The organism is Methylovorus sp. SPW-M1 (assembly GCF_053848825.1).
In genome coordinates, this window is the sequence record NZ_CM132626.1 from 2049929 (window position 1) to 2074841 (window position 24913).

The 24913-nt window shown below is 57.2% G+C and carries 23 protein-coding genes; 8 read left to right on the forward strand and 15 right to left on the reverse strand.

Going from position 1 to position 24913, the window contains the following annotated elements:
- Positions 1-18: 18 nt before the first annotated feature.
- The 4 genes from ACWWD9_RS09630 to sucC are packed head-to-tail and all read right to left on the reverse strand — an operon-like array spanning position 19 to position 4719.
- Positions 19-1641, reverse strand: coding sequence for an NAD+ synthase (locus ACWWD9_RS09630; RefSeq protein ID WP_455868152.1), 1623 nt, complete (start codon positions 1639-1641; stop codon positions 19-21).
- Between the two features lie 10 nt (positions 1642-1651).
- Positions 1652-2635 carry an ankyrin repeat domain-containing protein gene (locus ACWWD9_RS09635; RefSeq protein ID WP_455866905.1) on the reverse strand — a complete coding sequence of 328 codons (984 nt, stop codon included), beginning with the start codon at positions 2633-2635 and terminating at the stop codon, positions 1652-1654.
- A gap of 15 nt (positions 2636-2650) precedes the next feature.
- On the reverse strand, positions 2651-3538 hold the full coding sequence (gene sucD / locus ACWWD9_RS09640) for a succinate--CoA ligase subunit alpha (protein ID WP_013441737.1): 888 nt from the start codon (positions 3536-3538) through the stop codon (positions 2651-2653).
- A 2-nt stretch (positions 3539-3540) separates the two neighbouring features.
- Positions 3541-4719, reverse strand: coding sequence for an ADP-forming succinate--CoA ligase subunit beta (sucC, locus tag ACWWD9_RS09645; protein WP_455866906.1), 1179 nt, complete (start codon positions 4717-4719; stop codon positions 3541-3543).
- 141 nt (positions 4720-4860) lie between these two features.
- Here sucC and serB point away from each other — a divergent pair, with 141 nt between their 5' ends.
- From serB to ACWWD9_RS09660, 3 genes are all read left to right on the forward strand, one after another.
- Positions 4861-5703, forward strand: a complete 843-nt coding sequence (serB, locus tag ACWWD9_RS09650; RefSeq protein WP_455866907.1) for a phosphoserine phosphatase SerB — start codon at positions 4861-4863, stop codon at positions 5701-5703.
- A 222-nt stretch (positions 5704-5925) separates the two neighbouring features.
- A complete protein-coding gene (locus ACWWD9_RS09655) occupies positions 5926-6177 on the forward strand; it encodes a helix-turn-helix transcriptional regulator (RefSeq protein WP_455866908.1) in 252 nt (83 codons plus the stop codon).
- A complete protein-coding gene (locus tag ACWWD9_RS09660; protein WP_455866909.1) occupies positions 6177-7433 on the forward strand; it encodes a HipA domain-containing protein in 1257 nt (418 codons plus the stop codon). Before ACWWD9_RS09655 ends, ACWWD9_RS09660 begins: the two co-directional genes overlap by 1 nt.
- Before the next feature lie 85 nt (positions 7434-7518).
- Here the strand turns inward: ACWWD9_RS09660 and ACWWD9_RS09665 are convergent, their stop codons facing one another.
- From ACWWD9_RS09665 to purL, 7 genes are all read right to left on the reverse strand, one after another.
- Positions 7519-8391, reverse strand: a complete 873-nt coding sequence (locus tag ACWWD9_RS09665; RefSeq protein WP_455866910.1) for an SMP-30/gluconolactonase/LRE family protein — start codon at positions 8389-8391, stop codon at positions 7519-7521.
- Positions 8392-8412: 21 nt separating this feature from the next.
- Positions 8413-9000 (reverse strand): hypothetical protein, encoded by a 588-nt coding sequence (locus ACWWD9_RS09670; protein WP_013441731.1) that lies wholly within the window; start codon positions 8998-9000, stop codon positions 8413-8415.
- Between the two features lie 24 nt (positions 9001-9024).
- Positions 9025-10254 carry a PQQ-dependent sugar dehydrogenase gene (locus tag ACWWD9_RS09675; RefSeq protein ID WP_455866911.1) on the reverse strand — a complete coding sequence of 410 codons (1230 nt, stop codon included), beginning with the start codon at positions 10252-10254 and terminating at the stop codon, positions 9025-9027.
- A 32-nt stretch (positions 10255-10286) separates the two neighbouring features.
- Entirely contained in the window at positions 10287-11549 is a 1263-nt protein-coding gene (locus ACWWD9_RS09680; RefSeq protein WP_013441729.1) for an NAD(P)/FAD-dependent oxidoreductase, read from the reverse strand.
- Positions 11542-11910, reverse strand: a complete 369-nt coding sequence (locus ACWWD9_RS09685) for a c-type cytochrome (protein ID WP_015829697.1) — start codon at positions 11908-11910, stop codon at positions 11542-11544. Before ACWWD9_RS09685 ends, ACWWD9_RS09680 begins: the two co-directional genes overlap by 8 nt.
- Before the next feature lie 138 nt (positions 11911-12048).
- Positions 12049-12531 carry an ankyrin repeat domain-containing protein gene (locus ACWWD9_RS09690; RefSeq protein ID WP_013441727.1) on the reverse strand — a complete coding sequence of 161 codons (483 nt, stop codon included), beginning with the start codon at positions 12529-12531 and terminating at the stop codon, positions 12049-12051.
- A gap of 55 nt (positions 12532-12586) precedes the next feature.
- The gene (purL, locus tag ACWWD9_RS09695) at positions 12587-16483 is read right to left on the reverse strand and encodes a phosphoribosylformylglycinamidine synthase (RefSeq protein WP_455866912.1); all 3897 of its coding nucleotides are present in this window, start codon (positions 16481-16483) and stop codon (positions 12587-12589) included.
- 88 nt (positions 16484-16571) lie between these two features.
- Between purL and ACWWD9_RS09700 the strand changes: the two genes are divergently transcribed.
- The gene (locus ACWWD9_RS09700; protein WP_455866913.1) at positions 16572-16994 is read left to right on the forward strand and encodes a hypothetical protein; all 423 of its coding nucleotides are present in this window, start codon (positions 16572-16574) and stop codon (positions 16992-16994) included.
- 46 nt (positions 16995-17040) lie between these two features.
- On the opposite strand, the gene ACWWD9_RS09705 is transcribed toward ACWWD9_RS09700, so the two are convergent.
- The 4 genes from ACWWD9_RS09705 to ACWWD9_RS09720 are packed head-to-tail and all read right to left on the reverse strand — an operon-like array spanning position 17041 to position 21253.
- On the reverse strand, positions 17041-17415 hold the full coding sequence (locus ACWWD9_RS09705; protein WP_015829694.1) for a nucleotide pyrophosphohydrolase: 375 nt from the start codon (positions 17413-17415) through the stop codon (positions 17041-17043).
- Positions 17408-18571: a THUMP domain-containing class I SAM-dependent RNA methyltransferase gene (locus tag ACWWD9_RS09710; protein ID WP_455866914.1), complete on the reverse strand. Its 1164-nt coding sequence runs from the start codon at positions 18569-18571 to the stop codon at positions 17408-17410. The genes ACWWD9_RS09705 and ACWWD9_RS09710 overlap by 8 nt, the downstream gene beginning before the upstream one ends.
- Positions 18568-19401: a polyamine aminopropyltransferase gene (locus ACWWD9_RS09715; protein WP_015829692.1), complete on the reverse strand. Its 834-nt coding sequence runs from the start codon at positions 19399-19401 to the stop codon at positions 18568-18570. Before ACWWD9_RS09715 ends, ACWWD9_RS09710 begins: the two co-directional genes overlap by 4 nt.
- Positions 19394-21253 (reverse strand): ribonuclease catalytic domain-containing protein, encoded by a 1860-nt coding sequence (locus tag ACWWD9_RS09720; RefSeq protein WP_455866915.1) that lies wholly within the window; start codon positions 21251-21253, stop codon positions 19394-19396. Before ACWWD9_RS09720 ends, ACWWD9_RS09715 begins: the two co-directional genes overlap by 8 nt.
- 66 nt (positions 21254-21319) lie before the next feature.
- Between ACWWD9_RS09720 and ACWWD9_RS09725 the strand changes: the two genes are divergently transcribed.
- The 4 genes from ACWWD9_RS09725 to ACWWD9_RS09740 all read left to right on the forward strand — a co-directional run bounded on the left by ACWWD9_RS09725 (position 21320) and on the right by ACWWD9_RS09740 (position 24803).
- Positions 21320-21766 carry a Fur family transcriptional regulator gene (locus ACWWD9_RS09725; protein WP_455866916.1) on the forward strand — a complete coding sequence of 149 codons (447 nt, stop codon included), beginning with the start codon at positions 21320-21322 and terminating at the stop codon, positions 21764-21766.
- 191 nt (positions 21767-21957) lie between these two features.
- Complete coding sequence (dksA, locus tag ACWWD9_RS09730) at positions 21958-22371, forward strand: RNA polymerase-binding protein DksA (RefSeq protein WP_455866917.1); 414 nt, start codon at positions 21958-21960, stop codon at positions 22369-22371.
- Positions 22372-22413: 42 nt separating this feature from the next.
- The gene (gene zigA, locus ACWWD9_RS09735; RefSeq protein WP_455866918.1) at positions 22414-23631 is read left to right on the forward strand and encodes a zinc metallochaperone GTPase ZigA; all 1218 of its coding nucleotides are present in this window, start codon (positions 22414-22416) and stop codon (positions 23629-23631) included.
- A gap of 149 nt (positions 23632-23780) precedes the next feature.
- Complete coding sequence (locus ACWWD9_RS09740) at positions 23781-24803, forward strand: CobW family GTP-binding protein (RefSeq protein WP_455866919.1); 1023 nt, start codon at positions 23781-23783, stop codon at positions 24801-24803.
- Positions 24804-24913 lie beyond the last annotated feature (110 nt).

Here is a 24913-nt window from a genome sequence, read left to right on the forward strand (position 1 = left end):
TAGCCTCTTTTAGTTGATTCAGTCTTTGCTCACGAATCTGGACACCACAGGATACCGTCGGTCCAGACCAAATCCGCGCTCTGTCACTCGCACGCCAATCGGCGATTGTCGCCGTTTGTATTCATTGCGGTCTATCAGGTTGAGCACGCGCGCGACATCCTGCTCGCGATATCCCATGGCAATGATTTCCTGCCGGCTGCTATCCCGCTCGACATACGCCTCCATGATGGCATCGAGCACATCATAGGGCGGCAGGCTATCCTGATCGGTTTGCCCGTGCCGCAGTTCCGCCGACGGTGGCCGAATAATGATGCGTTCGGGAATCACCTGCGACAGGCTGTTGCGGTAGCGGGCCAATCGATACACCAATGTCTTGGAGATATCCTTCAGTACAGCGAAACCGCCAGCCATATCACCATACAGGGTGGAATACCCCACGGCCATTTCACTCTTGTTGCCCGTGGTAAGCACTATGCTACCAAACTTGTTCGATAATGCCATTAAAAGCATGCCACGAATGCGGGCTTGCAGATTCTCTTCGGTGATATCAAAGCTGGTTCCGGCAAAAGGTTCGGCCAGCGTCGCACAAAACTGGTCAAACAGCGGCTTGATCGGCAGCTCCGTGTATTTAACCCCCAGCAATTGCGCCATCTGGCAAGCATCATCCACGCTCATGTCGGCAGTGAATTCCGAAGGCATCATCACGGCATGCACCTTGTCAGCGCCCAGGGCATCGACGGCAATCGCCAGGGTCAACGCCGAGTCTATCCCGCCAGACAAGCCCAGCACGGCGCCGGGGAAACCATTTTTTTGCACATAATCGCGCAGGCAAAGAGTTAATGCCTGGTAGGCAGATTCCTCACGTGTCAGACCTGGCGCGATCTCGGCAGGCAGCGGGTTGGCGCGGTTCTGCGGACTGAGGTCTATGCTGACCAGCGCCAGCTGCTCAGTGAAGGCAGGCAATTGCTGCACAGGCGCGCCACAACGATCAATCACCACCGAGTTGCCATCAAACACCAGTTCATCCTGGCCGCCCACGAGATTGGCATATACCAGCGGCAACCCAGTCTCTTCCACCCGTTTGCCCAATACCTTGTAGCGTTGCTGCTGTTTTTCCAGATGGAAAGGCGAGGCATTCAACACCAGCAGCAATTCGGCACCAGCCTGCTTGCTGACTTTTGCCGGACCTGGCTCCCAGACATCGGCGCAAATCAGGATACCGCAGCGCACGCCTTGATGTTCAAACACGCCAGCCTTGTTACCGGGAGAAAAGTAGCGCACCTCATCAAACACGCTATGGTTAGGCAGGGCATGCTTGTGATACGTAAGCACGATGCGTCCGCCCTGCAATACCGAGGCAGCGTTATAACACCGCCCATGCTCACGGTGGGGATGGCCGACGACCACGGTAATATCCGCAGGCAATGCCTTGGCTAGCGCTTGCAGTTCACGCTGGCAATGGTGGGTAAAGTCTTCACGCAACAACAGGTCTTGCGGCGAGTAACCGCTCAGGGCAAGCTCCGGTGTCAGCATCAAGCTGGCGCCGGCGGCCTTGGCTTCATGCGCATAGCTCAATATCCTGGCAGCATTCCCGGCGAGATCGCCCACTACGCAATTGATCTGGGCAATGGCAACCTGCATCTGCGATTTACTAATAGCTTCCACCTGCATCTTTGATGAGTTGTACGATTTCTGCGTTGCCACCCTTGAGGGCATATACCAGGGCTGTCAGTCCGTATTGATCCTTGGTTTTGACATTGGCGCCGCGCTCCAGCATCAGTTTGACCATGGAAACCGAGCCATTGTCCACTGCCAGCTGTAGTAGCGGCGTACCTTCGGAATCGCGATGATTGACGTCAGCGCCGTTGTCCAGCAGCACAGTAGCAGCATCGACATTCGACTTTTTGACCGCCCAGGTGAGCGCAGTCCATTTGGAGCTATCCTGCTCATTGACCTTGGCACCCCGCTCCAGCAGCAGCTTCACCGCAGCGGCATTGCCTTCGCGGGCTGCCCACATCAGCGCAGTGGCGCCGAAACGATCCCGGGCACGCATGTCCGCCCCGTTATCAATCAGGGTATTGATCGTGGGCAAGTCGCCATTCTTGGCGGCATACATCAGCACGCTCTTGCCATCGTCACTCTTGGCGCTGGCGTCTACGCCATTCTTCACCAGCAGATCCACCATCTCGCTGTAGCCAGAGGTGGCGGCCATGCCCAATGCACTCCAGCCGGATTCATCGCGAATCTTGGGGTCGGCGCCGTTTTCCAGCAGCACTTTTGCCGTAGCCACAAAGTTCTTTTTGGCCGCCATCATCAGCGCTGTCCAGCCGCCGTTATCCTTGGCATTGACGTTGGCGCCCTTCTGCAGCAGCAGCTTGACCACATCAGCCTTGTCCTTGCGCGCCGCATACATCAGCGCCGTCACGCCATCGGCATCCTTGGTGTTGGGGCTGGCGCCGCTGTCCAGAATGGCTTTGACCGTGGCGATATCACCTTTGGAAGATACCGTCAGCAAATAGGGAATCTGCTCGGCGGCCTGCGCGACGGGCAAGGCCAATGGCAATGGCAATGCCAGCATGGGAGCTGCCAGGGCCAGCAGGAGTTTTATTGCAACCTTGTCAGGATAGCGCCGCATGTGATTCCTTTGTGATCAATTCGCTGGGGTCGCGGCCTTGATGGCCGCTTGTACTGCTTCGCCGAGTCCGGCTGGTGAGCTGGCGACAATAACACCCGCCTGCTCCAGTGCCCGTATCTTGTCTTCTGCCTTGCCACTGCCACCGGAGATAATCGCACCGGCATGGCCCATGCGCTTGCCCTTGGGCGCCGTCTGGCCGGCAATATAGCCTGCCACTGGCTTGGTCACATGCTGCTTGATGTACTCGGCAGCCGCCTCTTCGTCGGCCCCACCAATTTCGCCCACCATGATGATGGCTTCGGTTTCGGGGTCTTGTTCAAACAATGCCAGGCAATCAATAAAATTCATGCCGCGGATAGGATCGCCACCTATGCCGACACAGGTGGACTGGCCCAGGCCCAAGGCAGTGGTCTGGTGCACCGCTTCATACGTGAGGGTGCCGGAGCGGGAAACAATCCCCACCTTGCCACGCAGGTGGATGCTGCCCGGCATGATGCCGATTTTGCAGGCATCGGGCGTGATGACACCTGGGCAGTTGGGGCCGATCAGACGGGCTCCATTGGCCTTCAGGGCGGCCTTGACATTCAGCATGTCCAGCACGGGGATGCCCTCGGTAATACAGACGATCAGCGGAACGCCTGCATCGCAGGCTTCGAGGATGGAATCTGCAGCAAAAGGTGGCGGCACATAGATCACCGATGCATTGGCGCCGGTTTCACGCACGGCATCGCGCATGGTATTGAATACGGGTAAATCCAGATGCTGCTGACCGCCCTTGCCAGGCGTCACGCCGCCTACCATGCGGGTGCCATAGGCCAGCGCCTGCTCGGAATGAAAAGTACCCTGCTTGCCGGTAAACCCCTGGCACAGGACCTTGGTATGTTGATCAACCAGAATTGCCATGATTACGCTTTCACTGCTGCATTATTGACGGCACGCACCGCCTGTTGGGCGGCATCGGTCAAGCCGGCTGCCGAGATAATCGAAAGACCGCTTTCGCTCAGCATCTTTCTGCCAAGCTCAACGTTTGTACCTTCGAGACGGACGACAACCGGAATCTGGATGCCGACTTCTTTCACCGCGGTGATGATGCCCTCGGCAATGATGTCGCAACGCATGATGCCGCCGAAGATATTCACCAGGATGGCCTTGACGTTGCTATCAGCCAGAATGATCTTGAAGGCGCGCGCCACAGTGGCGGCCGTTGCGCCACCGCCCACATCCAGAAAGTTGGCAGGCGCGCCACCATGCAGCTTGATCAGGTCCATGGTGGCCATGGCAAGCCCGGCGCCGTTGACCATACAGCCGATGTTGCCATTGAGTGCAATGTAATTGAGCCCGGCGTTGTGCGCTTCGGCTTCCTTGGCATCGTCCTGGCTCCAGTCGCGCTGCTCGGCCAGGGCTTTTTGACGGTAAAGCGCGTTATCGTCGACGCTCATCTTGCAATCCAGTGCCGCCAGCGCACCTTCGGCAGTCACCACCAGCGGATTGATCTCCAGCAAGGCGAGGTCGTTTTCCTTGAAAAGCTTGTACAAGCCCTTGGCGAGGCGCACAAAGGCGGCAATCTGCTCACCGGCCAACCCTAAACCAAACGCCAGGTTGCGCGCCTGAAAATCCACCAGACCATTCAGGGGGTCGCATACTTCCTGCAGAATTTTTTCCGGCTGGGTGGCAGCGATTTCTTCAATATCCATGCCGCCCGCCGCCGAGGCTACCATCACCACGCGCTCCAGACTGCGATCCACCAGCAGGGAGAGATACAGCTCACGCGCAATCGGCAAGGTCTGCTCCACCAGCACCTGCAATACAGGCTGACCATCCGGCGCGTTCTGATACGTGACCAGCGGCTTGCCGAGCAAACTGGCGGCCACCGCTTCCACATCCTCGTACGACTTCACCACCTTGACGCCACCGGCCTTGCCGCGGCCACCCGCGTGAATCTGCGCCTTCACCACCCAGGCATCGCCACCAATGCTCTTGGCGGCCTCAACGGCGGATTGGGGATTCTCTGCGACCTGACTTTGGGGAATGGGCAAACCGTAGCGCTGCAATAGGCTTTTGGCCTGATACTCGTGCAAATTCATAGAAGGGGCTTAGTGTGGATGCAATACCGCATTTTCGCGCAATTCGGCCTATTGCGCCAGTGCAGATAGCGGCCCGGAAGCCGCATGCAGAGCCCGCGCAATGTATAATGCCAGCCTTACTCACAGACTTCGATCCCTGCCATGCGTCTCGTTGTTCAAGGCTCTGCCATTAGCTTCTCGCACCTCGCCCACTTGCACCAGCTCAGCGGTGCCCAGCAAGGGCTGCAATTCACGCAACTGGCCGAGCACGCCTACAGCCTGCCACGACAAACGGAAGCGCAGCAAAACGTCATCGACTTCTGTCGCGAGCAGCAAATTGACTGCGCCTATGTTGATGACAAGCACACCCTCAAGCGCTTCGGCCTGGCAGTGATGGACATGGACTCCACCCTCATCAGCATTGAATGTATAGACGAGATCGCCGACATGTACGGACTCAAACCGCAAGTCGCCGCCATTACCGAAAGCGCCATGCGCGGTGAAATCGAATTCGCCGAAAGCCTGCGCCGCCGCGTGGCCCTGCTGGAAGGCCTGGAAGACTCCGCCCTGCAACGCGTCATCGACGAGCGCCTGCAACTCAACCCCGGCGCCCAGACCTGGATAGACGCCTGCCGCGAAAACGGAATACGCACCATGCTGGTGTCTGGTGGTTTTGATTTCTTCGCCGACAAGGTAAAAGCCATGCTGGGGCTGGACTATGCCCAGGCCAACTCACTGGAAATCGTAAACGGCAAACTCACGGGCAAGGTGCTCGGCCATATCGTCGACGCCCAGGCCAAGGCCGATTTTCTGATCGCCACCCGCGACAAACTAGGACTGAGCGCGGATCAGGTAGTCGCCATTGGTGACGGTGCCAACGACCTCAAGATGATGTCCGTCGCCACTGCGGGTGTCGCGTATCATGCCAAACCTATCGTGCAGCAGCAGGCCTCTTATGCGCTGAATCATGTGGGTCTGGAAGGGTTGGTGGGGTTGTTTGCCTGAGTACGAGTTTCAGACGATTTGATCTTGAAAACCAGCCATTGGCATAAAACTCAAGCTATTTAGGCCCTGTTTTCAAACCTCACGCCACAATATAGTTACCGAAAGGTAATTATCCAAATAAAATCCGCTGAAACGCTCAATTAAATTACCTAACGGTAATTTTTTATTGCCTAATGAGTTCACTCATGTAATATATTACCGTTAGGTAATATATCGGACGTCATGATGAACAACGCCAGCAAACTGAATGAGCCGGTCGCCATAACCTCCGTCCAGGAGTTAGGCAATCTGGTGCGTGAATGCAGAGTCGCGCAAAAAATGACACAGGCAGATATTCTGGGCCTGGCCAATACCGGCAATCGCTTTATTGTGGAACTGGAAAATGGCAAACCAACCGTACAGTTTCAAAAGGTTCTCGATGTATTGGATACGCTTGGGCTGGAAATGGTGATTCAGAAAAAAGGTAGCCTCTGATGGCCATCGTGAAAAAACTGGATGTTTACCGAGATAAACAACTGGTCGGTGTCCTACTCAATGAAACACCCCTGAAATTTATTTACGATGCTGGATGGCAAAAAAACCATCCCCTTGGCATATCGCCTCAACTGCCTGTATCGCAAGCAGAACACTCCGGGCAAGCGGTTGAATCCTACTTTGAAAATCTGTTGCCTGAAGCGGGTTTGCGAGAGTTATTAACCCTTAAATACCAGGTCACCTCCACTTTTGGATTGCTGAGTGTGATCGGCGGTGACACCGCAAGCGATCTCACCATACTGCCTGAGGGTAAAGGGCCACAGCCCCCCAGCTACCAAGCCATCACATGGCAGGATATTGCCGATGAGTTTACTCAGCAGCAAGGGGTTATACGCACTATTCAGGAAGAGGAAGGGCTGAGAATTTCGTTGGCAGGGGCACAAAGAAAACTCAGCATTTGCATAGACTCGAATGGAAATCCATTACTGCCTCTGGGCAGCTCGCCATCCACTCACATCCTTAAGCCGGACATCAAGGGGATTGAAGGCGTCTGGGCATCTGCCATCAATGAGACGTTTACGATGACACTCGCAGCCCGGCTGGGGCTTGGTGTAGCGGAAGTTTGTTATCAAGCGATTGCAAAAGCATGCGTGATTAAACGATATGACAGGACGCTGGATCCACAAGGGCATATCAAAAAGCTGCATCAGCTGGATTTGTGCCAGATCGATGGCAAGCCCTCCACCATAAAATACGAATCGGATGGCGGGCCGACATTACTGAGATGTCGTGAGTTGCTCACGCAAAGTGGTGTGGCAGCCGCTGATAAAAAACGCTTTATTCAATGGCTGTTTTTTAACCTTTATGCTGGCAATAACGACAGTCATGCAAAAAACCTGTCTGTGTACTACACACCTACGGGTGCAAGATTAAGCCCATTTTACGATTTGATTTCTACCTCACTTTACCCAGGCTTGTCTCGCAAATTTGCCTTCAGGATTGGCGGTGAAAATGACCCGTCAAAGATTCATAAAGACCACGTGAAAATGATGGCTGAGTCTCTGGGCTTCAAGTCCAAGTATGTACTGAAGATTGCCGAGGAAATTTCACACAACTTGCTGACTGGACTAAGCAAAGTATCGGAAGACCTTGATGCGGCAGCATCGGTCGGCACTGAGAAAACAATGCTGGAGCGTTTAAATCAACACATGGTCAGCCGCACCAGAAGCTTCCAGAAACGCTTGTTTACAAGCTAGCTACTTCAGAACGGCTGCCTGCGTTGCAGTGAGCCGCCCAGCAAATTCAGGGCGGCTTTCATCGCTATCGTCGTTAAATGACGAATCAATGCTTTTTCGGATGCAAAGGCAACCACACTACTTCGCCTGCTTTCATGTCAGGCACGATGAGGTATTTTTCATCTTTGCTGAGGGCAATGTCGGCAGAAGCCTTGAATCCATCCTTCAGCAGTTTCACTTCATCGTCGTGACCCAGTTCAAATACCTTGCCGTTTTTCCAGTCGCTGACGTAAATAACGCCGGAGCTGGCGTGCACCAGGCCATCACCACCGCCAAAACCTTCCGCGAGCTTGGTGAGCTTTTTGGATTTCATGTTGTAGCTGTAGAGGATGCCGGAGGCAAAGTCGACTTCGAGCAGAACATCGCCGGTATCATCCACCACCAGGCCATTGGGGCTGAGTATCTTGGGATCCTGCTTGCCGTCGATCACCAGGGTGACCTTGCCGGCCTTGTCCAGGCGGTAAATGGCGCCACCGCTGCCAGTGTTGATATCGCCACTGTCGCTGACGTAGAGATTGCCTTTGGGATCGGGCTCAATGTCATTCAGGAACTGCGGCGTCACCGGGAATGCCTTGGCATCGGCAAACACTTCCCACTTGCCGTCGGGTTTGACTTTGAGCACGCGCGCCTTGTCGGTGACATAAATATCCTGCCCGATAATCGTCAGGCCTTTGGGGTCATCCATGCCGGTCGCGAATACGCTGACCTTGCCATCGGGTGAGATGACGCTGATCTGACCATCACCATCCTTGCCGAATTCGCCGATTTCAGAGACAAACACGCGGCCATCCTTGGTTTGCAGCACGGATTCTGGCGTTTTGAAGCCGCCTATGGTTTTGCCTTCATGGGCATGCACCAGCGGCGCGAACAGCACGGACAACGCGAGCACAAGCGGGGTGAGACGGGGAATTCGGGTCATGGCGTATATCTCCTGGGTTGGTTATTTAGGACTTTTTATAGAGGGCAGCACGCTCACCATGGAACATGGCGTAGCGGTTTCGTTGGAGGGAATGCCATTCTTCACGGCATCGCTGAATGCGGGGTCGGCTTTCATCTTGGTTACCACTTGTTGCATGGCGAGCTTGTAAGATTGTTCCACCTGATAGGCAGGCACGACATCCAGATAGCCGGTTTTTTGCGACTCGCCGACATAGGTGCCTATCGGCTTGCCGCTACCACTATAAGCGCTGGCGATAATGGTGCCGTAGAAAATCTTCATGTGCGGGTTGTAGAACATCTTGGGTTGCAGCTTGACCAGCGTATTGCCCACCAGATTGCTCTCGCACATGCCAACCTTGCCAAACTCGGCCCCCATCACCTCTTTGGCAACCGGCTCTACTGCCGGGCCCTGGGCAAACCAGTAGTCGTTGTAAAACTGCCAGAGCTTGATCGGGTGCTGGTATTCCTGTGGATTGATGTAAATCAGCATATCGGCTGGCTTGGCGGCCGCTTCGTCTGCCAGCGCCATGGCTTGCACCGGCAAGAGCCCGGCAACCAGCCACGAGAGTAAATGCAGTTTGTGTTTCATGGTACTTTCCTTCATTAAAAACGATTACTTGCCCTGATAGCGTATGCGATACACCAGGCCGGAGCGGTCATCTGACACATACAAGGCACCATCCGGGCCAATCAGCGTATCCACCGGGCGTCCCCAGGCCGCGTTTCCTTGCAGCCAGCCAGTGGCAAAATCCGTGACTTCAACGGGTTGATTCTGCTTGAATTTAACACGTACCAGTTTGTATCCCGAGGGAGTTACCCGGTTCCACGAGCCATGCAGCGCCACGATGGCATCCTGCTGGTAATCCCTGGGGAACCCGCTTTGATTCAGGAACGTAATGCCCAGTGGCGTGGAGTGCGCGTCAAAGGTGATGGCCGGCGGCTGCATGGCATCGCAGAATCCGCTGGGGCCTTCAAAGTTGGGATCCGGCACGCGCTGGCCCCAACAATGCGGCCAGCCATAGTTCTTCCCAGATTCAATCTGGTTCAGATGTTCAGGCGGAATATCATCATTCACGCGCCCGCCACGGGTTTCCGAGCGCATATCGGCGCCATTGTTGGTGGCAAACATGGCCTGCGTTTGCGGATGCCAGGCAAAGCCCTGTGAATTGCGCAGCCCGCTCGCCCACACGGCTGACTGGGCATGGCGCCCCAGCGTCACCAATGCCCCGGCAGGCTTGCCATCCACGGTATAGCGCAGAATAGCCGCACGGCTAGGGTCTTGCTCCACGCAAACATTGCAGCTGGAGCCAACATTGAGATAGAGATAACCATCCGGCCCCTGCCTGATGGTCTTGAGGGTATGCCCACCCGTCGCCAGTCCACTGATGATGGGCTGCGCTTTGCTAGCGGGCCATTTGCCGCCCTGCTGCTCCAGCCGGACTACGCCATCCTGATTTGCCACCAGCAGCTGTTTATCCACAAAAACAATGCCGTTGGGCGCATTCAGCTTGTCAGCCACCACTACGGTTTCATCGGCTTTGCCGTCCTTGTCGCGATCAGGCAGCATCAGCACCTGGCCACCCATCCCGGTAGTGAGATAGAGATTGCCATCCGGGCCGAATGCCATCATGCGCGGGCCGCTGAAATACCCTTCTCCCGGATTCACACGGGCAAACACATTCAGGCTGAAGCCAGCAGGCAAGCGCACGGCACTTGCCACATCTGCCGGGATGGGCGCTTCAACGGCCTGATCGGCATGGCTGCTGGCAGATGCGACGGTCATGATCCCCGCCAGCATCATGCAGAATCCGCCGAACGGCCGTCGAATACTCGGGTTGGGCATTCACTTGCTCCTGTAAAGGGTCATTGATGTCTTTATGTCAGCACATCCGACCAGATATTCTGCGCCCAGTAGCGGGCATAGTCTGCCTCAAGTTCGGAAGGAGCGTCTGAGACGCCGCCGCCTTCAGCTGACAGCATGATTTTTTTCGCCTGGTTGTAGCGATACACATTGGCAACATGCATCGCCATGTGGTCACTCACATAGCTGTAGCAGGTGTTGGCAAACACCGGCGATGTATCGATCGGCTGCTCGGTCAGTGCGGCCAGCACGGCATTGGCACATACCCGGGCTTGCGATGTCGCCATGTGCGCCGACTTGGGCAGGGCCGCTGATACCGCATCGCCTATGATATGGACATGCGGAACCACCATAGATTCATATGTCAGAAAATCGACCTCGCACCAGCGCTTGTCGATATTGTTGGCCTGCGCCAGTTGCGCTGGGATACCGGCGCGTTGTGGCGGAATCACATTCAGCACATCGCCCTTGATGCTATCGAACTCCGTCATCAGGGTATGGCCCGCCACATCCACCTCAACCACCACGCTATTGGGACGGTATTCAATCATGCCGGGATAGAGATCAGCCCAGGCTTTGGTAAACAAGCCTTTCTTGGAGACGATTTCCGGATTGGCATCCAGCACGATAATGCGCGCCTTAGGCTTGTGCTGCTTGAAGTAAAATGCCACCTGGCAGACGCGCTCGTAAGGCCCGGGCGGACACCGGTACGGCGCTTTGGGGATGCTCATCACAAACACGCCATCGTCCGGCATGCTCTCCAGCTGGCGGCGCAGATTGACCGTCTGCTCCCCGGCTTTCCAGGCATGCGGCACCTGCTTGCGGGCAGCGTCGCTTTCCAGCCCCGGCAGCGCATCGTAAATAAAGTCGACGCCGGGAGCGAGGATCAGCTTGTCATAGCCAAAATCACTGCGGCCCAGGATCAGCTTTTTATGTTCAGGATCAATCGCCACCACCGAGTCGCGCACCCATTGCAGATCATGGTTTTTCTTCAGCGCGGCATAGCTGAAGGTGAGGTCGTCGATGGTTTTGCTACCGCCCAGCACCAGATTGCTCAGGGGGCAGGAGACAAACTGCGAGCTGGGCTCCACCACCACGACATCGACGGCATTACCGCCCCACAGCTTGAGATATTTCGCTGCAGCCGCACCTGCATAGCCACCGCCGACCACCACGACTCTGGGCTTGGGTCTCCCGGCCGCACGCAATAAAGGCGAGCACCCGGTCAGCAGTGCCGCCGCCGAGCCGAGCTTGAGGAAATTGCGTCTATCAATCATGGGAGGGCTCCAGCTTCATGGACGGAGGAAGCTTGCCAGTCACCCGCGGCTGCGTGGAAAAAAACGCGGCGAGACCTACGATCTCGTCTTCCGTCAGCCCTTTGGCGTGGCGTTGCATCACGGTCGCCGGACGCTCACCAGAACGAAATGCTTTCATCTGGCGAATGAAATGCAGGCTATCGAGACCGGCCAGCACGGGCGTTCCACCGACACTATTGCCATCGGTGCCATGGCAGGCCGCGCAGGAGGCAGCCAGCACCTGAATATGGGGGGAATATTGCGGAGGTTGCGCATAAGCGCTACCGGAAATACATGTGAGGATTCCCAAGGCGGGAATCCAGTATGAGGCTATCAGTTTCATGGGCTACCAATCGTTGCAGGATTGGGCCAAGCGGCCGGGAAATGCAAAAGAGCGAAGCCTGTGTTCGATGACAGGCTTCGCTCTTCGGATTATAGCGGGTTAAACACCAGCTTTAACTGCATGGGCTTGATAACAAGCCTAGTTACATTGGCCTTCGCAACCATCGTCCTTGGCGCCTGCAGCTTCCAGCACTTCTACCATCTTGGTGTTGCCTGTGTCCCTGACGGCACGCACGATGGAAACACCACCACGCATCTTGATATTGACGTCAGCGCCCTTGGAAATCAGGTACTTGACGACATCGGTATAGCCATCATAGGCCGCCAGATGCAGCGGCGTCATTTTGGTCATGGGGTGCTGGTAATTCACATCAGCGCCTTGTTCAACCAGATACTTCACCACGGCCAACTGGCCTTTGTTGGCGGCAATCTGCAAAGCCGACCAGGCGAAGTATTTGTCGTTAACGTCCACTTTGTGTTCGCTGAAGTATTTCTTGACCACCTTGAGCTTGCCGGTACCCAGTGCATCGGTGTACTCGACCTGCTCATCGCCTGTCAGCGCAAAGGCCGAAAACGGAATACAGAGTGCTGCTGCCAACAGGATTGCCTTGATTGTTTTCATGCTGTTCTCTCTCTAATCTTATTATCGTATTTTAATTAACATCCACGTTCACACATCAACCGATGAATTTGCGTGCATTACGGAACATACGCATCCACGGTCCATCTTCACCCCAGCCATCAGGATGCCACGAGTGCTGCACGGTACGGAATACACGCTCCGGATGCGGCATCATAATGCTAAAACGCCCATCGCGCGTAGTGAGTCCGGTAATGCCCTGTGGCGAACCATTGGGATTGAATGGATAGGTTTCCGTCGCACTCCCCGTATTGTCAACGAACCGTATACTGACCAGTTTGTCGGCAAGTACGCTGTTGACCGCACTTTCATCAGAAAATTCCGCAAAACCTTCACCATGCGCGACAGCAATCGGCATGCGGCTACCCGCCATGCCACTGAAAAACAGCGAAGGCGAATCCAGGACTTCCACCATGGCCACCCGCGCCTCGAACTGCTCGGAGCGGTTACGCACGAAATGCGGCCAGTGGCTGGCACCGGGAATCAGGTCGCGCAGGTTGCTCATCATCTGGCAACCATTGCAAATACCCAGCGCGAAAGAATCCTCGCGCTGGAAGAAAGCTGAAAACTCATCGTTGGCGCGGCTATTGAACAGGATGGACTTGGCCCAGCCTTCGCCCGCCCCCAGCACATCGCCATACGAGAAGCCACCGCAGGCCACCACACCGGCAAAGTCCTTAAGACTGACGCGACCGCTGATGATGTCGCTCATGTGCACATCCACCGACTGGAAGCCAGCACGATCAAACGCCGCTGCCATTTCCACCTGGCCATTCACACCCTGCTCGCGCAGCACGGCCATGCGGGGACGCACACCGGTTGCCACATAAGGCGCTTCGATCTTGTTGGCGATATCAAAGGTCAGGTATTGATGTAGACCTGGGTCTTGCACATCCAGAATACGGTCGTATTCCTGCTGCGCACAGACCGGGTTGTCGCGCAGCTTTTGCATCTGATAAGTGGTCTCGGACCACATGCGATGCAGATCGGTACGCAGCTCGGCAAATACCACTTCGCCATGCTGGCGAATGATGATGCCGTGATTGTTGGTCACCGGTGCGCCCAACACATGCGCACAGCCTTGCAAAGCCTGGTTGAGCTGCTCGGCAATGGTGGATGCTTCGGCAGCGGGCACCTGAATCACGGCACCCAGCTCTTCGTTGTAAAGTACGCTGACGGCATCGCCAGACAACGCCGAAAGATCAATATCAATGCCACAACGACCAGCAAACGCCATTTCCACCAGGGTGACAAACAGGCCGCCATCCGAACGGTCGTGGTATGCCAGCAGCTTGCCAGCGGCATTCAGCGCCTGAATCTGCTCGAAGAAGGCTTTGAGCTGCTCCGGTTTATCCAGATCAGGCGCTACGTTATCGGTGGCACCATATACCTGAGCCAGCGCAGAACCGCCCATGCGATTGCGGCCATTGCCCAGATCAATCAGTATCAGCTTGCTGTCGCCCAGATCCGTGCGCAGTTGCGGCGTCAGGGTCTGGCGTGCATCGGGCGTGGGGGCAAAGGCAGTGACCACCAGCGAAATCGGGGCGGTCACGGCTTTCTTGTCGCCGCCCTCTTCCCACACGGTTTTCATGCTCATGGAATCCTTGCCGACCGGGATGCTGATGCCGAGTTGCGGACACAGCTCCATGCCCACGGCACGCACGGTATCAAACAGTGCAGCATCCTCACCGGGGTGACCGGCAGGCGCCATCCAGTTGGCAGAAAGCTTGAGGTCAGACAACTGCTCAATGCGGCTGGCGGCTATATTGGTAATGGATTCGGCAATCGCCATGCGGCCGGAAGCCGGGGCATCAATCAGCGCCAGTGGCGCTTTTTCGCCAATGGCAAAGGCTTCGCCACGATAGGTTTCGTAACCCGCCAGCGTCACCGCCACATCGGCCACTGGCACCTGCCATGGGCCCACCATCTGGTCGCGGGCGATCAGGCCGGTCACCGTGCGGTCACCAATCGTGATCAGGAAAGTCTTGTCGGCCACACCTGGCAGGCGCAATACGCGCTCGGCGGCTTCTTTCAGCGACACCTTGGCATCAAAAGGCTTGAGGTCGCGCTCCAGATGCGTCACGGTGCGCGTCATCTTGGGTGGCTTGCCCAGCAGAACGGACAAATCCATGTCCACCGGCTTGTTGTCAAAATGGCTGTCGGCCACGGTCAGGTGGCGTTGCTCGGTAGCATGGCCAATCACGGCAAACGGGCAGCGCTCACGTTCGCAAATCTCGGCAAAGCGTGCCAGATCTTCCACCGCCACCGCCATCACATAGCGCTCCTGCGCCTCGTTGCTCCACAGCTCACGCGGCGACATGCCGGGCTCTTCGTTATGCACATTGCGCAGCTCAAACAGCGCGCCCACACCGGCATCATTCACCAGTTCGGGGAAGGCATTGGAAATACCACCAGCGCCGACGTCGTGAATACTCAGAATAGGATTGTCATCCCCCAGCTGCCAGCAGCGGTCGATAACTTCCTGCGCACGACGCTCCAGCTCAGGGTTGCCACGCTGCACCGAGTCAAAGTCCAGGTTTTCGGTATTGGCACCGGTATCCATGCTGGATGCCGCGCCACCGCCCAGGCCAATCAGCATGGCGGGACCGCCCAGCTGAATCAGGCAGGCGCCCGGTGGAATCGGATTCTTTTTCGAATGCTTGGCGGAGATATTGCCCACACCACCCGCCAGCATGATGGGCTTGTGATAGCCGCGCAGCTCACCGGCGGCTTCAAGCTCCAGCGTACGGAAATAACCGGCGATATTGGGGCGGCCAAATTCGTTGTTATAGGCGGCACCACCCAGTGGGCCGTCGATCATGATCTGCAAGGCCGAAGCAATGCGCGACGGCTTGCCGTTATCGGTTTCCCACGGCTGCTTGAAGCCGGGAATATTGAGGTTGGACACGGAAAACCCGGTCAAACCAGCCTTGGGCTTGGAGCCGGAACCGGTCGCACCTTCGTCGCGGATTTCACCGCCAGCACCCGTCGCCGCACCGGCAAACGGTGAAATGGCCGTCGGGTGGTTATGCGTTTCCACTTTCATCAGGAAGTGCATGTCTTCCTCGATGTAGCCATACTCGCCATCGGACTGCGGGTAAAAGCGGCGGGTGGTTTCGCCCTGCACAATCGATGCATTGTCGGAATACGCCACCACGGTATTGCCTGGGTTCAGCTGATGCGTATTGCGGATCATGGCAAACAGCGATTTGTCCTGCTTTACGCCATCAATCACCCAGTCGGCATTGAAAATCTTGTGACGACAATGCTCGGAGTTGGCCTGTGCAAACATCATCAGCTCAACATCGGTCGGGTTGCGGCCGATGCGGGTGAAGTTTTCCAGCAGGTAATCCACTTCGTCCGGCGACAGCGCCAGGCCCATCTCGCTATTGGCCGCTTCCAGTGCGGGCTTGCCACCGGCGAGAATATCCACCGTGGACAGCGGAGCTGGTTCGGCAATGTGATAAAGACGCGCAGCATCTTCCAGCGTCGGGAAGACGGCTTCGGTCATGCGGTCATGAATCAGCGCTTTCAGCGCCTGCTTTTCAGCCTCGGTCAGGGGCGTGCCATCGGCCGTGGCCGCATAGTAAGCCACACCGCGCTCCAGGCGCTGCATGGCTTCGAGCCCACAGTGGCGGGCAATATCGGTCGCGCGGGATGCCCAGGGCGAAATCGTGCCGGGGCGTGGCACCACCAGCAGCAATTCACCTTGCGGCTGCTCTTCGTGCAGCTTGGGGCCATAGGTCAGAATCTTCTTCAGGGTGTCCTGCTGGGCGGTGGTCAGCGTGGTTTCGGACCAGGCAAAATGCCAGAACTCGGCATAGAGATGGCTGATACGCGGGGCGGTTGCCTTGAGCGCAGTGAGAATTTTATCGAGACGAAAATCGGAGAGTGCTGCGCTGCCGCGAAGGCTGATCATTTGGAGGCTGGACATGAATAAATTCAGGACGTTGGCAAAAATGTAATTTTACCAGAAACCGCCGCCTATTCCTCGCCTGTTGCCTGCTAAAATCCGGCGCATCATGACCACCCTGCGAGGAATCGCCATGCATCAAGGCCGCAACCCCGGCATGCTGACATTTGCCAGTATGATGATCGCATTGTTACTAAGCAGCTGTGCCAGCAACGCTCCGCAATCGAGCGCCATGCTGCTGAAGGCGCGCTACCAGTTTGCCGATAGCAGTGAAAACGCGAGTTATTGCCTGCTGCAAAGGCTGGCCGAATCCTACCCCAACCGCACCAGCACGGTGGATCAGACCGCGCATGGCTGGGATATACGCCTGCGTGCCGATCAGCGCGTGCTGTTTGTGCTGAGCATGTCGGACGTCAAAGGCCAGAAAACGCTAGGGGAATTGTTTTTGCCGGAGGGCGATGCCGGACGGGAAGCCTGGATCAATCGAATCACGGCAGCCGCGTTACCCTGCAAGGGCAAACCGGTCTATTGATTCAAGCAGGCTCGCCAGGGAGCGAGCATGGCAAGGCGTTTGAGCGCTAGTCTTTCGTCTCAGGCGGCACTTGATAGGCGGTGTATTTGGCATTGCTGCCACGCGCCAGCTCAGCCGGATATTTCTTCGCGTTAAGGTCTATCTTGGCATTGGCCGCGGCGATCAGGTCTATGCCGCAGACTTCAGCAATCCGCAGCAGGTAGACGAAAGTATCGGCCAGCTCATGACCAATCTCCGTCTTGCGGGCTGCATCCATGGTGGCGCTTTCTGCCGGGGTGTCCCACTGAAAATGCTCCACCACTTCCGCCGCTTCCACGATCATCGCCATCGCCAGGTTTTTGGGCGTATGAAACTGTGCCCAGTCGCGCTCGGCAACGAAGGCATTTACCCGGGCACGCAGTTCATCCAGGCTGTCACTCATCGGCAGGCTTCTCCTTGCGGTTGCTGCCCGCCACCATGCGGATTTCAAACAAACGACATTCCAGCGGGCCGTTGAACAAAGGCGTGCGCTTGGAAGGCGCCAGTCGCATCAGCTTGGGCATGCGCAGGTCGTTGGTCAGAAAGTAGGCGTTCCAGCCGGCAAACTTGCGCTTGAGCGCTTCGCCCATCTTGGGGTAAAGCGCGGCCAGCTCTTCATCTTCGCCAATACGCACGCCATAAGGCGGGTTGGCGACCAGCACACCAGCTTCGGCGGGCGGCGGCACTTCCACCATATCGGCATGGCTCAACTGCACGGCTTCCAGTAACCCAGCCTCCTGCAGGTTTTGCTTGCTGACGCGCACGGCGCGCAAATCCTGATCGCTGCCGTAGATTTTCTGGAAAGTCGCAGGCTTGGCCTGGCTCTGTGCTTGCTGACGCAGGCTTTTCCATTTGTCCGCATCAAAATTCTTCAGCTTCTCAAAGCCGAAATGACGGCGGCTACCGGGCGCAATGTGCAAGGCCATCATAGCGGCTTCGAGCAAAAAGGTGCCGCTGCCGCACATCGGGTCCAGCAGCGAGGTGCCCGGCTGCCAGCCGGACAGCTTGAGAATGCCCGCGGCGAGGTTTTCACGCAGCGGCGCTTCTATGCTGGCTCGGCGCAAACCGCGCTGGTACAGCGCATCACCAGAAGTATCCAGGTAAAACTGGAAATGCTCGGTAGCCAGATAGGCGTGTATGCGGACATCGGGCTCTTTGGTATCGATATAGGGGCGGCTGCCCACGGCCTGGCGGAAACGGTCACACACGGCATCCTTGATGCGCAGGGTGGCGAATTCCAGACTCTTCAACGGACATTTGACGCCGGTGACCTTGACCATGAAGTTGCGGCCCACATCAAACCACTCGGGCCAGTTGAACTTGAGCGCAGCCTGATAAAGATCATCTTCGCTGGCATAGTTGCCACGTACCACTTCCAGCAGAACGCGCGTCGCCAGGCGACTGTGCAGATTGACGCGGTAGCATACCGCCATGTCGCCGCCAAACGAGGCGCCGCCATCGGTCACCTGCACGGCGCGCGCGCCCTGTTGCTGCAGCTCTTCGGCCAGCAGCGCTTCCAGCCCGCGTGGGCAGGTGGCAAAAAATTGATGGGATTTCATTCCGCGGACTCTCTTTCCAGCAGCAAGCGATTGGGGGTATTCGGATTATGGTCGCGCAAGCGCTCAATGAAATCCATGAATTCGATCTTGTATTCGGCTTCCAGCGCACGCGCACGTTCGCGCAGCGAGCTCCAGCGCAGATCCTGCGGCGCACGCTTGAAGGCAAATACGATGATATTGCCAGGGCGGCCGGTCGGCATGACCAGCACGCGCTGATGAAAACTTTGCTCGATGCGTTGCAGGTAGACATCAAAATTGCGGTCCGAGCCCCACAGATTGACCACCAGCATGCCATCCAGCGTCAGCGCTTCAAAGCAGTCATCAAAAAAAGACTGGGTGCAGAGGTCCTGCGGAATGCCGCGACTGTCAAAGGCGTCGATCACCAGCACCTGCATGCTGTCGGCGTTTTCGGCGACATACACGGCTCCATCGGCCTGCACGACTTCAAAACGCGCCTCGCCCGAAGGCAGGTATTCATCATGCGGCACAAAAAAGTGACTGCGTGCCACCTGGATAATGCGGGGGTTGATCTCGATCACCTTGCAGGCAATCTGCGGCAGGTACTGGTAAATGTACTTGGGCACCGAGCCGCCACCAAGGCCGATCATGACCAGATTGCGCACCTGCTTGTTGAACAGCAGAAACACCATCATGCCGCGCGTGTATTTCAGCTCGAGATCATAGGGCGCCTTGACCCGCATGGAGCTTTGCACGGTATCCGAGCCCAGATGCAGCGAGCGCACGCCGTCGATCTCGCTCACATCCACGCTGTCTTCATGCGTAATGGCCCGGTGTATGCTGCGTGCGATGTTGCGTCCCATCCTAAACATGGTCCACCTCGGCTACGGGTGTCTCCACGCCTTTGAATCGGGTGTCCAGTTCCATCATGAGCGTATCCACCTGACGAATTTCCAGCTTGACGCGAGTACCGGGTGCCAGCTCCGGCAGGCTATGCACCTTGGTGATATAGGGCAGATTATCCAGCCGCACCAGATTTTCGCGCCAGACAGTGGCGCCGATTTCCTGGATGTTTTCCTGCACCAGATATTGCAGGCACCAGTAGCGCTCCATGCGCGTCTGGAATTCATTGTAGGCATTGTAAGTCTGATCAAAGTTGCGCATGGCCGAGGCCAGCAGATCGCTGTTCGGCGGATACACCGGCGGCTCCGCGCGCAATACCGAGATCACCTGACGCTGGTTGATCAGGTCCACCGCGCGGCGCAGAGGCGAGGTGCTCCAGGCGTACTGCCCGACGCCCAGGCCCTGATGCGGCTCCGCCTGCGTGGTCATGTAAACCTTGCCGCCATTCTGGGCGCGGTAAATGCCGGGAATGGCATGCTCTTTCAAGAGCAGACCCCACTGACTGTTGGCTTCTATCATCAGCTCGGCCACCAGCTTGTCCATGGGCGAACCGCGACGGCGCGCCACGATCTGCACCTTGCCATCGGTGACATAAAAGTTGTAATCGAGCTGTGGCGGCCGCGTCGGGTCGTATTTGCCACGGGCTTTTTCCAGCGCCTCAGCCAGGTTGAACAGGAACAGCAGGCGCGCCCAATAGGGATGCCCGCTATCTTCTGCCAGCGTGGCCTCGTTGAAGTAAGGCTCCAGCGCATCATGGCGCAGGTTTTCCACGATACGCACGCGCTCCACACGACTCTCGCGATGCACAATGCTGAAATCCGCCGCCACATCCAGATACAGCGACAGCGCAGGCCGCTCATGGCCTGCATTCAGGCTGAAAGGCTCAATAGCCTCTTCCGGCAGCATGGTGATCTTGTTGCCCGGCATGTATACCGTAGACAAACGGTGCAGCGCGACCGCATCCAGCGGTGAGTCCGGCAGAATACCCAGCGCCGGGGCGGCAATATGAATGCCGACGCGGGTGAGGCCATTGCCAAGCGGCGTTACCGATAGCGCATCGTCGATTTCGGTGGTGGTGCTGTCATCAATACTGAAAGCTTCGACCTCGGCCAGCGGCAGGTCGTCGACCGGTGGCAAGGCGGCCACTGCATCAAAGCCGGTGCCTTTGGGGAAATATTCGCGCAGAAAAGCGCCCAGATGGTAATCGTGTATGGAAGCGATGGCACCCGCAGCCGCCAGCACTTGCACATGCCCGGTATGGGTTTCAGCTGCCGCTTGCTCCAGCGCTTTCCATTCCATGGAGTTTTTGTCGGGATCGTAAAACAGCATGTCCAGCTTGCTGCGGAACTCTTCGGGCAACTCACCGGCCTTCAGTTGCTCGGCAAAGGTGGCAATTTTTTCGGCTTGCAGGCGCTTCTTTTCAATCGCGGCCAGCGCGGCATTCAGGGTATCGGCGGGCGCGGCCTTGTAATGCCCTTTGCCCTTGCGATAAAAATACACCGGCGCGCTGTGCAAGCGAATGACCACCGCGGCTGATTGCACCGGCGTGGGTTTTTGTCCGTAGTAATCCTGCGCCAGCGCATCAAAGGCAAATTCGTCCTCGCCGCAGCATTCCCACAAAAACGGGATATCCAGCTGCTCAGCCTCGGCATTGGCGGCTTCCATGAAACCGGACAGGGATTGCTCAAACTTCATGAGCACATTGGCAGACTTGATCTTGGAGCGTTTGCCGGTCAGGGCCTCGACCTGCAAGGAACCCGGATTCTCGGTCATGATGGCGGCAACCTTGAAGCCACCATCCTCTTCGTAAAATACATTCATGCGTGTTTGATTCTTTTTCCGCCCTTGTGGGCATGTGGTTGACGTTTCCGGCGTTATCTCTGACACTTGAAAGCTGACAACCTTTTCAAGCCTATGGAAAACGCAGAACAATTGATTCGGGACGCCGGACAACGTCCCACGCCTTCACGTATTGCCGTACTCAATGTACTGGCGGGCGCTCAGCACGCCCTCACCCATCCTGAAATCCTGCAGGCCCTGGGCAGCGAAGCATCGTTTGACCGGGTCACTCTTTACCGCGTTCTGGACTGGCTGCTGGAGCATGGTCTGGCGCACGCTATTATGGGGCATGACCGGGCTCGCCGCTTCCAGCACACGCAAAAAAATACGCTGCATCAGCATGCTCACTTCAAATGCACCTCGTGCGGCAAGGTGTTTTGCCTGCAAGGCGTGCATGCCAGATTGCCTGCGCAGATACCCGAGCATTTTACCGTCGATTCCATCGAACTCAACATTAAAGGCTGTTGCGCCGACTGCCAGCGCGCGCAGGCCTAAGCCTCAAACCCCTGCCACTCATCCGTGGCAGCCAGTCTCACCTTCCAGCCCCTCTATTTAACACGGCATCATTTTCATTACCTGCAACACCACCCTCATAAATGCAACTAGGTTGCATTTTTTAACATCAGGCATTAGCATGCACGGAATCGCAACATTGTTGCAAACATATTCAGTCCCTGCTGACCCACATGCCACAAGACCTGACCCCACAACAGCTACTCGCCATGCCCGCCACCGACTACATGAACGGTGAGCAACTGGCGTACTTTGCCCATCTGCTGCAAAGCCTCAGGGCCGAAATCAGCAATAACGCTGCGCATACCGGCGAGCATCTGCGCGAAACCGAAGATGCGGCTGATCCGGCCGACCGGGCGACGCAGGAAGAAGTCCGCACGCTGGAGCTGCGGGCGCGGGATCGCGAGCGCAAATTACTGAAGAAGGTCAATGCCGTCCTGCGCCGGATTGAAGACGGCAGCTATGGCTACTGCGAAGAAACCGGCGAAGCCATCGGCCTGGCACGCCTGCTGGCACGCCCCACCGCCACGCTGTGCGTGGAAGCCCAGGAAAGACACGAGCGTCGCGAGCGCCAGTTCGGGCATTGACCGCCACCGACACCAGCCACATTCCCTAGCGAAGGACATCCCATGAAAAAACTCCCTGTCACCGTGCTCTCCGGCTTTCTCGGCGCCGGCAAAACCACGCTGCTCAACCATATTCTCAATAATCGCGAAGGTCGCCGCGTCGCAGTGATCGTCAACGACATGTCCGAGGTCAACATTGATGCCCGCCTGGTACGTGAAGGCGGCGCGGCACTATCGCGCGCCGAAGAAAAGCTGGTGGAGATGAGCAATGGCTGCATCTGCTGCACCCTGCGCGAAGACCTGCTGGTAGAAATCCGCCGCCTGGCCGCCGAGGGCCGCTTTGATTACCTGCTGATCGAATCCACCGGCATCTCGGAACCATTGCCAGTGGCGGAGACCTTTACCTTCCGCGACGAAAACGATGTCAGCCTGTCGGATGTCTCGCACCTGGACACCATGGTCACCGTGGTCGATGGCTACCATTTCCTGCGCGACTACAGCTCGCGTGACTTTCTGGCAGATCGCGGCGAAACCATGGGGGAAGAAGACACGCGCACCGTGGTCGACCTTCTGGTCGAGCAGGTGGAATTCTGTGATGTAATCGTCCTCAATAAAACCGATCTCATGACGCCTTCCGAGGTCGGCCAGCTGGAAGGCATACTCAAGACACTGAATCCGCGTGCCGACATCGTACACAGCAGTTTCGGCAAGGTGCCGCTGGACCGCTTGCTGAATACCGGCCGCTTTGACTTTGAAGCGGCGCAGGACGCCCCTGGCTGGCTGAAAGAGCTGCGCGGCGAACACGTGCCAGAAACCGAAGAGTACGGCATCAGCAGCTTTGTCTACCGGGCGCGCAAGCCTTTCCACCCGGAGCGCCTGTGGGCATGGCTGGGGCAGGAATGGCCAGGCGTGGTCAGGTCCAAAGGCCATTTCTGGCTGGCCAGCCGTCCTGATTTCTGCGCCAACTGGTCACAAGCGGGGGCCATCTCGCGCAATGAGCTGGCGGGCATGTGGTGGGCGGCTACCCCCTCTGACTACTGGCCGCAGGACGAAGAGTCCCTCGCCATGATCAAGCAACGCTGGCTGGAACCCTGGGGCGACCGCCAGCAGGAACTGGTACTGATAGGCATGAACATGGACGAATCCGCGATACGGGCAGGCTTCGATGCCTGCCTGCTAAGCGATGAGGAAATGGCCAGCGGCGTATCCGGCTGGCGCAAACTGCCCGACCCCTTCCCGGCGTGGCATGCGGCGCATGAAGAGGAACAAGACGCGGCATGAGCGGTTTTCCAAGCTGAAGATTCTGCGGCTACAATAGAACTTGAGCGATGTAGCCGGGTCAGGCAAGAGTCTGGTCTGGCGCATTCCTGGCAACGACACATCACCAACCTTTTAAACTCTGCCTTTTGGCCCCAAGCAACAGGTTATCCATGAGCCACGATCCCCGCATTCCCGTCACCCTGCTCACCGGCTTTCTCGGTAGCGGCAAAACCACGCTGCTGAACAAGCTGCTCAACAACCCCGGCATGAAAGATACGGCGGTGGTGATCAACGAGCTGGGTGAGGCCGGGCTGGACCATATACTGGCCCGCACCGTAGAAAGCGAGCATGTCGCTGACAACACCGTGTTACTTAGCTCGGGCTGCCTGTGCTGCACGCTGACCAATGAGCTGGCGGATACCCTGCGCGATCTGTTCTTCAAGCGCGCTTTATCGGCGATTCCCGAATTCAAGCGCCTGGTGATCGAAACCACCGGCATGGCCGATCCCGGCCCCATCCTCGCCAACCTGATGAATGAACCGGTAATCAGCTCAACTTACAGACTCGATGCCGTGGTAGTCACTATCGACAGTCAATATGGCATTCAGCAGATCGAAAAACACGGCGAAGCACGCAAGCAGGCCGCCGTGGCCGATGTGCTGCTGCTGACCAAGTCCGACCTGGCCACGCCCGAACAGCAGGAAGCGCTGGCAGCGACGCTCACTGAGCTCAACCCCGGCGCCACGCAACACATGATCCGCCATGGCGAGATTGAGCCCGAACACCTGATTGATGTGGGCCTGTTCAGTCAGGATGGCAAGCAGGCGCAACCACAACGCTGGTTGCGCGCCCCCACCCGCTCCAAGGCGGGCCGCGGCATGTTGCCCAAGGCCGTGCACGATGACGAGATTGTCAGCTTCACCGTCACCCTGCCCAAACCGCTGACCTGGGATCAACTGGAGCCGGTGCTGAAATGGCTATGCGCGACCTTTGGCGAGCAATTGCTGCGGCTCAAGGGCATTATTCACGCCGAAGACCAGCCTGCGCCGATTGCCGTGCATGCCGTGCAACATACCCTCTACCCCCCCACCCTGCTGGAAGGCTGGGATGAAGACGAGCCGCTGACCCGCATTGTCTTTATTGGCAAAGGCGTCGACGAGGTGCGCGTGCGCGATGCGCTGATGCAGCTCTAGGAGCGCTGCGCAGAAAATATGCCGGAAAATATGGTTGCCCAGGCGTTGATTTCGTCTGGGCTGCTTCAGGTATAACCAGACCGCCAGAAATACAGGTACGAAACCTCGCG

Excerpts from the sequence above, each read along its gene's own strand:
- ACWWD9_RS09630 (WP_455868152.1), bottom strand. The coding sequence starts at position 1,641 with ATGCAGGTTGCCATTGCCCAGATCAATTGCGTAGTGGGCGATCTCGCC.
- ACWWD9_RS09635 (WP_455866905.1), bottom strand. The coding sequence starts at position 2,635 with ATGCGGCGCTATCCTGACAAGGTTGCAATAAAACTCCTGCTGGCCCTG.
- sucD (WP_013441737.1), bottom strand. The coding sequence starts at position 3,538 with ATGGCAATTCTGGTTGATCAACATACCAAGGTCCTGTGCCAGGGGTTT.
- sucC (WP_455866906.1), bottom strand. The coding sequence starts at position 4,719 with ATGAATTTGCACGAGTATCAGGCCAAAAGCCTATTGCAGCGCTACGGT.
- serB (WP_455866907.1), top strand. The coding sequence starts at position 4,861 with ATGCGTCTCGTTGTTCAAGGCTCTGCCATTAGCTTCTCGCACCTCGCC.
- ACWWD9_RS09655 (WP_455866908.1), top strand. The coding sequence starts at position 5,926 with ATGATGAACAACGCCAGCAAACTGAATGAGCCGGTCGCCATAACCTCC.
- ACWWD9_RS09660 (WP_455866909.1), top strand. The coding sequence starts at position 6,177 with ATGGCCATCGTGAAAAAACTGGATGTTTACCGAGATAAACAACTGGTC.
- ACWWD9_RS09665 (WP_455866910.1), bottom strand. The coding sequence starts at position 8,391 with ATGACCCGAATTCCCCGTCTCACCCCGCTTGTGCTCGCGTTGTCCGTG.
- ACWWD9_RS09670 (WP_013441731.1), bottom strand. The coding sequence starts at position 9,000 with ATGAAACACAAACTGCATTTACTCTCGTGGCTGGTTGCCGGGCTCTTG.
- ACWWD9_RS09675 (WP_455866911.1), bottom strand. The coding sequence starts at position 10,254 with ATGCCCAACCCGAGTATTCGACGGCCGTTCGGCGGATTCTGCATGATG.
- ACWWD9_RS09680 (WP_013441729.1), bottom strand. The coding sequence starts at position 11,549 with ATGATTGATAGACGCAATTTCCTCAAGCTCGGCTCGGCGGCGGCACTG.
- ACWWD9_RS09685 (WP_015829697.1), bottom strand. The coding sequence starts at position 11,910 with ATGAAACTGATAGCCTCATACTGGATTCCCGCCTTGGGAATCCTCACA.
- ACWWD9_RS09690 (WP_013441727.1), bottom strand. The coding sequence starts at position 12,531 with ATGAAAACAATCAAGGCAATCCTGTTGGCAGCAGCACTCTGTATTCCG.
- purL (WP_455866912.1), bottom strand. The coding sequence starts at position 16,483 with ATGTCCAGCCTCCAAATGATCAGCCTTCGCGGCAGCGCAGCACTCTCC.
- ACWWD9_RS09700 (WP_455866913.1), top strand. The coding sequence starts at position 16,572 with ATGACCACCCTGCGAGGAATCGCCATGCATCAAGGCCGCAACCCCGGC.
- ACWWD9_RS09705 (WP_015829694.1), bottom strand. The coding sequence starts at position 17,415 with ATGAGTGACAGCCTGGATGAACTGCGTGCCCGGGTAAATGCCTTCGTT.
- ACWWD9_RS09710 (WP_455866914.1), bottom strand. The coding sequence starts at position 18,571 with ATGAAATCCCATCAATTTTTTGCCACCTGCCCACGCGGGCTGGAAGCG.
- ACWWD9_RS09715 (WP_015829692.1), bottom strand. The coding sequence starts at position 19,401 with ATGTTTAGGATGGGACGCAACATCGCACGCAGCATACACCGGGCCATT.
- ACWWD9_RS09720 (WP_455866915.1), bottom strand. The coding sequence starts at position 21,253 with ATGAATGTATTTTACGAAGAGGATGGTGGCTTCAAGGTTGCCGCCATC.
- dksA (WP_455866917.1), top strand. The coding sequence starts at position 21,958 with ATGCCACAAGACCTGACCCCACAACAGCTACTCGCCATGCCCGCCACC.
- zigA (WP_455866918.1), top strand. The coding sequence starts at position 22,414 with ATGAAAAAACTCCCTGTCACCGTGCTCTCCGGCTTTCTCGGCGCCGGC.
- ACWWD9_RS09740 (WP_455866919.1), top strand. The coding sequence starts at position 23,781 with ATGAGCCACGATCCCCGCATTCCCGTCACCCTGCTCACCGGCTTTCTC.